The organism is Tateyamaria sp. (assembly GCF_059783535.1).
In genome coordinates, this window is sequence record NZ_JBYNDP010000142.1 from 1 (window position 1) to 9,010 (window position 9,010).

The 9,010-nt window shown below is 60.5% G+C and carries 12 protein-coding genes; all 12 read left to right on the forward strand.

Translation table 11 applies throughout. From position 1 onward, the window contains the following. Positions 1-35 precede the first annotated feature (35 nt). Positions 36-1,139, forward strand: a complete 1,104-nt coding sequence (locus AC6RA8_RS18980; RefSeq protein ID WP_500354889.1) for a UDP-N-acetylglucosamine--N-acetylmuramyl-(pentapeptide) pyrophosphoryl-undecaprenol N-acetylglucosamine transferase — start codon at positions 36-38, stop codon at positions 1,137-1,139. Beyond that, positions 1,136-2,542, forward strand: a complete 1,407-nt coding sequence (gene murC / locus AC6RA8_RS18985) for a UDP-N-acetylmuramate--L-alanine ligase (protein ID WP_500354873.1) — start codon at positions 1,136-1,138, stop codon at positions 2,540-2,542. Before AC6RA8_RS18980 ends, murC begins: the two co-directional genes overlap by 4 nt. After that, entirely contained in the window at positions 2,539-2,769 is a 231-nt protein-coding gene (locus AC6RA8_RS18990) for a hypothetical protein (RefSeq protein WP_500354875.1), read from the forward strand. Before murC ends, AC6RA8_RS18990 begins: the two co-directional genes overlap by 4 nt. Next, the gene (locus tag AC6RA8_RS18995; RefSeq protein WP_500354877.1) at positions 2,769-3,029 is read left to right on the forward strand and encodes a DUF2484 family protein; all 261 of its coding nucleotides are present in this window, start codon (positions 2,769-2,771) and stop codon (positions 3,027-3,029) included. Before AC6RA8_RS18990 ends, AC6RA8_RS18995 begins: the two co-directional genes overlap by 1 nt. Next, entirely contained in the window at positions 3,026-3,274 is a 249-nt protein-coding gene (locus AC6RA8_RS19000) for a DUF2484 family protein (protein WP_500354878.1), read from the forward strand. Before AC6RA8_RS18995 ends, AC6RA8_RS19000 begins: the two co-directional genes overlap by 4 nt. Beyond that, entirely contained in the window at positions 3,271-3,540 is a 270-nt protein-coding gene (locus tag AC6RA8_RS19005; RefSeq protein ID WP_500354880.1) for a hypothetical protein, read from the forward strand. Before AC6RA8_RS19000 ends, AC6RA8_RS19005 begins: the two co-directional genes overlap by 4 nt. 31 nt (positions 3,541-3,571) lie before the next feature. Continuing rightward, positions 3,572-4,495, forward strand: a complete 924-nt coding sequence (gene murB, locus AC6RA8_RS19010) for a UDP-N-acetylmuramate dehydrogenase (RefSeq protein WP_500354881.1) — start codon at positions 3,572-3,574, stop codon at positions 4,493-4,495. 77 nt (positions 4,496-4,572) lie between these two features. Continuing rightward, a complete protein-coding gene (locus AC6RA8_RS19015) occupies positions 4,573-5,493 on the forward strand; it encodes a D-alanine--D-alanine ligase (protein ID WP_500354882.1) in 921 nt (306 codons plus the stop codon). After that, the gene (locus AC6RA8_RS19020) at positions 5,481-6,347 is read left to right on the forward strand and encodes a cell division protein FtsQ/DivIB (protein ID WP_500354883.1); all 867 of its coding nucleotides are present in this window, start codon (positions 5,481-5,483) and stop codon (positions 6,345-6,347) included. The genes AC6RA8_RS19015 and AC6RA8_RS19020 overlap by 13 nt, the downstream gene beginning before the upstream one ends. Before the next feature lie 5 nt (positions 6,348-6,352). Further along, complete coding sequence (ftsA, locus tag AC6RA8_RS19025) at positions 6,353-7,687, forward strand: cell division protein FtsA (protein WP_189369814.1); 1,335 nt, start codon at positions 6,353-6,355, stop codon at positions 7,685-7,687. Beyond that, positions 7,666-8,091 carry a hypothetical protein gene (locus AC6RA8_RS19030; protein ID WP_500354885.1) on the forward strand — a complete coding sequence of 142 codons (426 nt, stop codon included), beginning with the start codon at positions 7,666-7,668 and terminating at the stop codon, positions 8,089-8,091. The genes ftsA and AC6RA8_RS19030 overlap by 22 nt, the downstream gene beginning before the upstream one ends. A 350-nt stretch (positions 8,092-8,441) precedes the next feature. After that, positions 8,442-9,010: cell division protein FtsZ (locus AC6RA8_RS19035; RefSeq protein ID WP_500354887.1), on the forward strand; the 569-nt coding region annotated here is incomplete at its 3' end.

A 9,010-nucleotide genomic window follows, 5' to 3' on the forward strand; every position in this document is an offset into this window, starting at 1 on the left:
CAGGGCGAGATTTCCGATCTGTTGGGGCGCCGCCGATGACGCAACAGCCGCTTCTTCTGATCGCTGCAGGTGGGACCGGTGGTCATATGTTCCCGGCGCAGGCTTTGGCCGAGGCGATGCTGGCGCGTGGGTGGCGGGTCAAGTTGAGTACCGATGCGCGCGGTGCGCGCTACACCGGTGGCTTTCCGCACACGACCGAAATCGAGCAGATGTCTTCGGCCACCTTTGCGCGGGGTGGCATTCTGGCCAAGGCAGTAGTGCCGTTTCGCATCGCGGCAGGGATTGCTGCCGCCAAGATCAAGATGCTGCGGGATCGTCCTGCGGTGGTTGTCGGCTTTGGTGGCTATCCGACCATTCCGGCGCTTGCTGCCGCCACGATCCTCCGTGTCCCGCGCATGATCCATGAACAGAACGGCGTACTGGGCCGTGTGAACCAGCTTTTTGCCAAGCGCGTCGATGCGGTGGCTTGCGGGACATGGCCCACTGAACTGCCCGAGGGCGTTGAGTGCACCTTTGTCGGTAACCCGGTACGCAATTCGGTGCTGGAGCGGGCCGGGGCGGGTTACATCGCGCCCGGTGACTACCCGATGGAGATTTTGGTGATTGGTGGCAGCCAGGGTGCGCGCATCTTGTCCGATGTGATCCCGCCGGCGATCGCCAGCCTGTCGATGGATCGTTTGCGTAACATCCGGGTCAGCCATCAGGCGCGGGGCGAGGATGAGGAGCGTGTGCGCGCCTTCTATGCTGAAAACGGGATCAATGCCGATGTGCAGCCGTTCTTTCACGACGTGCCGCGCCGGATGACCGAGTCGCAGTTGATCATCTCGCGCTCTGGGGCATCGTCGGTTGCGGACATTTCGATTATTGGGCGTCCGTCGATCCTTGTCCCCTTGGCGTCGGCCATTCGCGATGAACAGACGGCCAATGCACGGGGGCTGGTGGATGCGGGGGCGGCCATCCTGATCCCCGAAAGTCAGTTGAACGTCGAAAACGTCGCGGAACAGATCAATGCCGTGCTGGACAATCCGGACGGCGCGTTGCAAATGGCCAACGCCGCGCTGACCGTTGCCAAGCCGGATGCCACCGAGCAACTTGTCTATATGGTCGAAACCCTCAGCCAGAAAGGGAATGCCCAATGAACGCCGCCACCAAACTACCTGGAGACGTGGGCCCCATTCATTTCGTCGGCATTGGCGGGATTGGTATGTCGGGCATTGCCGAGGTGCTGTTGAACCACGGCTATGTTGTGCAGGGGTCTGACCTGAAGCGCACGCCGATCACGGATCGGTTGCAGGAACTGGGCGCGCGTGTGTTCGTGGGCCAGACTGCGAAGAATATTGAGGAGGCGGAGGTGGTTGTGATCTCGTCCGCCATCAAGCCTGGCAATGCGGAGTTGGACGCAGCGCGGGCGCGGGGCCTACCCATCGTGCGCCGGGCAGAGATGCTGGCAGAGCTGATGCGGTTGCGCTCGAACATTGCGGTGGCTGGGACACACGGTAAAACGACGACCACCACGATGGTTGCGGCCCTGCTGGATGAGGGCAAGTTTGACCCGACCGTTGTGAATGGCGGCATTATCCACGCCTATGGCTCGAATGCCCGGAAGGGTGACGGCGAGTGGATGGTGGTCGAGGCTGACGAGAGTGACGGCACCTTCAATCGTTTGCCCGCGACCATCGCCATCGTGACCAATATTGACCCCGAGCATATGGAGCATTGGGGCACCGAAGAGGCCTTGCACAAAGGCTTTTATGACTTCGTGTCGAACATTCCGTTCTATGGCTTGGCTGTGTGCTGCACTGACGACCCGGATGTGCAAAGCCTTGTGGGCAAGATCACGGACCGCCGCGTGGTGACCTATGGCTTCAACGCGCAGGCGGATGTGCGGGCGACAAACCTGACCTATGAGAACGGCGTGGCCCATTTCGACATTGCCCTGCAGGCCGAGGATCAGGTGATCGAAGGGTGCAGTCTGCCGATGCCCGGGGATCACAACGTGTCGAATGCGCTCAGCGCTGTCGCCGTGGCCCGTCATCTGGGCATGAAAGCGGACGAAATCCGCAACGCCTTGGCCAGTTTCGGCGGCGTTAACCGTCGGTTTACCCGTGTGGGTGAGGTTGAGGGCATCACGATCATTGACGATTACGGCCACCACCCAACCGAGATTGCTGCCGTGTTGAAAGCTGCGCGCCAAGCCACGTCAGGCCGCGTGATCGCGGTCCACCAGCCGCACCGCTACACGCGGCTGCATCATCATTTCGATGACTTCTGTTCGTGCTTCAACGATGCCGACGTCGTGGGCATTGCCGATATCTTTGCCGCCGGAGAGGACCCGATTGAAGGCGCGAGCCGTGATGATCTTGTTGCAGGGCTGATCCGCCACGGTCACCGGCATGCGCGCGCGGTCGTGGACGAAAACGATCTTGAGCGCTTGGTGCGCGAACAGGCGCGGCCGGGTGATATGGTCGTCTGCCTTGGGGCCGGGTCGATCAGCGCGTGGGCCAACGGTTTGCCAGCAAGACTGCACAAGGGGGCTGCGTGAGCATTCTCGCAATCATCTTTGCCTTGTTGATGATGCCCATCGGTATCTTGCTGCGCATGCGGAACCTGCCCATGGTGTTGGGTGCGCTGATTGTGCTGTGTGTGATCTTGAGCCTCTACAACCTGTTTGCAGGCGCGCCGGGGTCACCGTTGTTCTTTGCTGGTCCAGCCGCACTTGCATTGATGCTCGGCTGGACCTTGGGCAACCGGTTCGGTGGGAACAGCTAGTGTTGCTCTGGACGTGCATAGGTTGGGTATTTGCCGCATCGATTGTCGCGATGCTGCCCATGCGACACCAATACGTCCCCGGCATAGGGCTTCTGATCACTGCGCCCGTTTTGATTTTGTGGGTGGGCATCAGCGTGGCGTGGTGGGCAGGGGTCCTTGCTCTTGCTGCGTTTGTGTCGATGTTTCGAAACCCGCTTCGCTATTTTCTGGCCAAGGCCCGTGGTCAGAACCCTCAACTTCCGCCGGAGTTTCGTTCATGAGTCTGTCCCTGATACTTGCGTGCCTTTGGGGCGTCGCGGCAAATGTGCTTGCGATGCTTCCAAGCCGGGACAACCATTGGACAAATGCCTATGGGCTGATTGCCATTGGCATTCCAATCATCGGGTACGTCACCTGGCAGCACGGTCCCTGGTTGGGACTTGTTATCATGGTTGCGGGGATGAGTATTCTGCGGTGGCCGGTGATCTATCTGAGCCGCTGGCTCAAAAGGAGGTTGATCCGATGATGTATGTGATTGCTTTGACGGCACTTGGTCTGGGGATTGTGGCGGGCTGGTCTCTGGCTGCGCGGTTCATGTTGCGCAGTCTGGCCGCCATTTTCATTGTCCTGGCGTCGGCTGTGCTATGGGTTGCGATGGCGCCAAACACGCTTCCCGGCGACGGGTTCGCGGCGGTCGTGGCCACCTTTCTTGTCGCATTGCCGATGGCATCCGGGCTGCTCGGCGGGGCCGTGTTTTGCGGGTTGATCCGTCGTCACAGCAAGGCGACTTGACCTCTTGCACCCATGGCGGCATTGCAGCGCCATGACCTATGACCTGCCAGCCGTACGCGGCGCACTGACCCCAAACAAGGATTTGTCCGGCCTGACATGGTTGCGTGTTGGCGGCCCGGCGGATTGGTTTTTTCAGCCTGCCGATGTCGACGACTTGAGCGCCTTTCTTGCTGCCCTTGATCCTGCCGTTCCTGTCTTTCCCATGGGGGTGGGCAGCAACCTGATCGTGCGGGATGGCGGTCTGCGGGCCGTGGTGATCCGTTTGGGTCGTGGTTTCAACGGCATCGAGGTAGATGGAGATACGATCACGGCAGGGGCGGCAGCCCTTGATGCCCATGTCGCGCGCAAGGCGGCGGATGCGGGCATCGACCTGACATTTCTGCGCACCATCCCCGGTGCGATTGGCGGTGCGGTGCGTATGAATGCGGGCTGTTATGGCAGCTATACAGCGGATGTCTTTGTTCAGGCGCAAGTCGTGCTGCGGGATGGCACCATCACAAGTCTGGACGCGAGCGATCTGGATTTCCAGTATCGCCAAAGCAATCTGCCCGAGGGCGCTGTCCTCACCCATGTGACCTTGCGCGGGTCCGAGGGAGACCCGCATGACCTACATGCGCGCATGACGGACCAACTGGCCAAGCGGGATGCGACCCAGCCCACCAAGGACCGCAGCGCGGGTTCCACATTCCGAAATCCGGCCGGGTTCTCGTCCACAGGGAAAGACGATGATGTCCATGACCTGAAGGCTTGGAAGGTTATTGATGACGCAGGCCTGCGCGGTGCGCGGCGGGGTGGGGCACAGATGAGCGAAAAGCACTCGAACTTTATGATCAACACTGGGCAGGCAACCGCTGCCGATCTCGAAGGATTGGGCGAAGATGTGCGAAAAAAGGTTTACGATTCCAGTGGCATCACGCTAGAATGGGAAATCATGCGCGTGGGTGATCCGGCATAGGGTTTCGCGTGCAAGGCAGGCCGAGAATCGGCGTATAAATCGAGGGTTCGCAAAAGGACCCCGGGACTTAGAGGCACATGGCGGGGCAGTCGAGCAGACGTTCCAAAGTGGCGGTGTTAAAGGGTGGCCCCTCGGCTGAGCGCGAGGTGTCGTTGTCAACGGGACAGGCCTGCGCAGCCGCGCTGAGGGACATGGGTTATGAGGTGGTCGAGGTCGATGCGGGCCCCGATGTTGCTTCTGTTTTGCAGGACATTGCACCGGATGCCGTTCTGAACTGCCTGCATGGCCGTTGGGGCGAAGATGGCTGTGTGCAGGGTATCCTTGAATGGCTGGGTATTCGCTATTCGCATTCTGGCGTTCTGGCCTCGGCGCTGGCGATGGACAAACAGCGCACGAAAGAGGTGTTTCGCGCATCGGGCTTGCCCGTTGTCGACAGCGTCATCCGGTCGAAAGAAGATGTGATGGCCGACCACGTTATGCCGGTGCCCTATGTCGTGAAACCCAACAATGAGGGATCGAGCGTTGGTGTTTATCTCGTGCAGGAGGGGGCCAACCGCCCGCCACGCCTGAGCGATGACATGCCCGCCGAGGTCATGGTCGAAGCCTTCGCGCATGGGCGCGAGCTGACCACCACAGTGATGGACGATCGCGCGCTGGGTGTGACCGACATCATCACGGACGGCTGGTATGATTATGACGCCAAGTACAAGCCCGGTGGTTCGCGGCACGTGATCCCGGCAGACGTCCCAACCGAGATCGCCAACCTGTGCGAGGATTACGCCTTGCGCGCGCACCAGGCACTTGGGTGCCGGGGGGTAACGCGCACCGATTTTCGGTGGGATGAAAGCAAGGGCGCCGCCGGTCTAATCCTGCTTGAAATCAACACGCAGCCCGGAATGACCCCAACCTCGCTGACGCCGGAACAGGCGCAGGCGGCTGGCATGTCCTTTGGTGAGTTTTGTGCCTGGATGGTGGAGGATGCGTCATGCAACCGGTAAGGCGTGCTGATCCAGCCCCGTCGCGCTGGTCGTGGCGCATGCAGCGTCTGATGCTGACGCCGGGGATCCGGTTGATGCTGCGTGCAGGTGTCCCATTCGTGCTGTCCTTTGGTGCCGCGACGTGGTGGCTTTCGAACCCGGACACGCAAGAGGCCATTCAGGCCACCGTGGCCGAAGCCAGGGCCAGTATCGAGCAGCGCCCGGAGTTCATGGTCAACCTAATGGCTATCGATGGTGCGGACACGGAACTGTCCGAAGCCATCCGCACGGCTGTCCCGCTTGATTTTCCGATCTCATCCTTTGACCTCGATCCGGCAGCCATCCGCGCCACCGTGCGCGAGATGCCCCCGGTCAAGGAAGCCACCGTGCGCATTCGCCCGGGCGGTGTTTTGCAGGTGGACATCACGCCGCGCGTTCCGGTCGCCATCTGGCGCCAACCCGAGGGCCTGACGCTGATCGATGAGGCCGGCGCTCTTGTCCGACCGATTGCGCGGCGCGGTCTACGTTCCGACCTGCCCGTGATCGCGGGGGAGGGGGCCGCGAGCCATGTGGACGAGGCCATGAAACTGATTGCAGCGGGTGCGCCCCTTGGTGATCGCCTCCGCGGGCTGGTCCGCCTCGGCGACCGGCGTTGGGACGTCGTTTTGGATCGCAATCAACGCATCATGCTGCCGACCGATGGCGCGGTGCAAGCGCTTGAACGCGTGATTGCCCTTGATGGCGTGGACGAGGTTTTGAAGCGCGACATTGCCCGCATTGATCTGCGTTTGGCCGACAGACCGACCGTGCGCATGACAGACAATTCCACCGCCGAATGGCGGCGTATCAGACAGTTGACCCCGGGGACCGAGTAGTAGTGATGACCGACCTTTATGCCAGCCAGCGCAGCATGCGGAACATGCGCAAGATCGCGATGCAGCGGGGTGTGGTGGCGATCCTTGATGTGGGCAGCTCGAAGATTGCCTGTCTGGTTTTGCGTTTTGACGGCACGAACCAGCTGGGCGAAGAGGGCGAGATCGGATCACTTGCCGGGCAGTCCGGGTTCCGGGTGATCGGCGCTGCGACAACCCGGTCGCGAGGCGTCCGCTTTGGCGAGATTTGCGCCATGCAGGAAACCGAGCGCGCCATTCGCACAGCTTTGCAGGCAGCACAGAAGATGGCGGGTATTCGGGTTGATCACGTTATTGCATGTTTTGCCGGGGCCGAGCCACGCAGCTATGGCCTTGATGCGCGGCTGGACCTCGAGGGCGGCGTCGTGTCCGAACAGGATGTGGCCCGCGTGCTGTCGCGTTGCGATGTGCCGGATTACGGGGAAGGGCGCGAAGTACTACATGCGCAGCCCGTGAACTTCGCGCTTGATCACCGTTCGGGTCTGTCCGATCCGCGTGGGCAGTTGGGCAATGAACTGGCCGTTGATCTACATATGCTGACCGTGGACGCGTCGGCAGTGCAGCACCTCGCGCATTGTATCAAACGCTGTGATCTGGAACTGGCGGGCATCGCCTCATCATCCTATGCGTCCGGGATTGCGGCGCTTGTCGAGGATGAGCAAGAGCTTGGCTCGGCTTGTATCGACCTGGGCGGCGGGTCGACCGGCGTGTCGATCTTTATCAAGAAGCACATGATCTATGGCGATGCGGTGCGCATGGGCGGCGATCACGTGACCAGCGACATTTCGATGGGCTTGCAGGTGCCCATGGCCAATGCCGAGCGGATCAAGACCTTTTATGGCGGGGTGCATGCCACTGGAATGGACGATCGCGAGATGATCGAAATTGGTGGTGATACGGGCGACTATGAACATGACCGTCGCACAGCATCGCGGGCGGAACTGATCGGGATCATGCGCCCCCGTGTGGAAGAGATTCTGGAGGAGGTACGTGCCCGTCTGGATGCCGCCGGGTTCGATCATCTTCCCAGCCAGCAGATTGTGTTGACCGGCGGGGGTAGCCAGATCCCCGGTCTTGACGGTCTCGCCTCAAAGATCCTGGGCCAGCAGGTGCGTCTGGGACGGCCCTTGCGGGTGCACGGGTTGCCGCAGGCGGCCACGGGACCGGGTTTTGCGTCGGCTGTCGGTCTGGCCCTTTTTGCGGCCCATCCGCAGGATGAATGGTGGGATTTTGATATTCCTGCTGATCGCTATCCCGCGCGGTCGCTGCGTCGGGCGGTCAAATGGTTCCGCGACAATTGGTAGGCCGCTCTCTGTGCGCGATTGTGCTGGCCGCGCTGTTCGTGCAACCGGGCGCGGCCCAACAGCGGATCGCGCCCGAAGAGTTTTTGGCACGGGTCACTGGGAAAACAGTTTCGTTCTACGATCGCGACAGAGGCAATCTTGTTGGCGTAGAGCAGTTTCTCTCCCCACGGCTCTCGGTTTGGCGCGGTCGTGCAGACAGATGTGTTTATGGTGAAATCACGACACCCGACGGGCAGATCTGCTTCCTATACCGTGATCTTGGTCGGACAACTCCAGTGTGCTGGGTGCCTTACGACACAAACGGGACCCTCATGGTCTTTGGCGTCGGTGGCGCCTTTGGGCAAAGCCAATTTGCGCAGTTCAACGATCAGGACCTGGGCTGCCCAGAGGTACCGCTGAGCTAGGGAATCGCTTGATTGTCAGGGCGTTATGGATCACTTTGTTCTTAACGCCCGAAAGAGGCGCGCGGCACATGGCAGGCCGCAACACATGGCAGACAGAGCAGTTTGCACAAAAACTCGTATTTCGCGCGCCATCGCGGCGCGCGCTGCTGTTCTGTTTGTGTCTTTTGCATACTCAACCGCAAGATATCCATATCTCGGCGAAATTTTGCGGACATGTGTTCAAATATGCCCATATTTTGCGGCAAATTTGCGATTTGAGGGTGACGTTGGGGGCGCAAAACGCTAGGGTCGCTGCAATTTAGGCACAAAAACACCCGCGAATGCGGCAAATCAGACAGGCGGACCTGACTATGACCCTCAACCTCTCCATGCCCGGACATGACGAGCTAAAACCCCGCATCACCGTCTTTGGTGTTGGTGGTGCTGGTGGCAACGCCGTCAATAACATGATTGAAAAACAACTGGATGGCGTCGATTTCGTCGTTGCCAACACCGATGCGCAGGCGCTGCAACAATCCGCCGCAACAAACCGGGTCCAGTTGGGTATCAAAGTAACTGAGGGCCTTGGGGCAGGGGCACGTGCGTCCGTAGGGGCGGCAGCCGCAGAAGAATCAATTGAACAGATCGTGGATCATCTGGCCGGTGCGCATATGTGCTTTATAACCGCCGGTATGGGCGGCGGGACCGGGACCGGTGCTGCGCCGATCATCGCGCAAGCTGCCCGCGAACTGGGCGTTCTGACCGTTGGTGTTGTGACCAAGCCCTTCCAATTCGAAGGCGCCAAGCGCATGCGTCAGGCCGAAGACGGCGTTGAATCGCTGCAAAAAATGGTCGACACGCTAATCATCATTCCGAACCAGAACTTGTTCCGGCTGGCGAACGAGAAAACAACCTTTACCGAAGCCTTCAGCATGGCAGA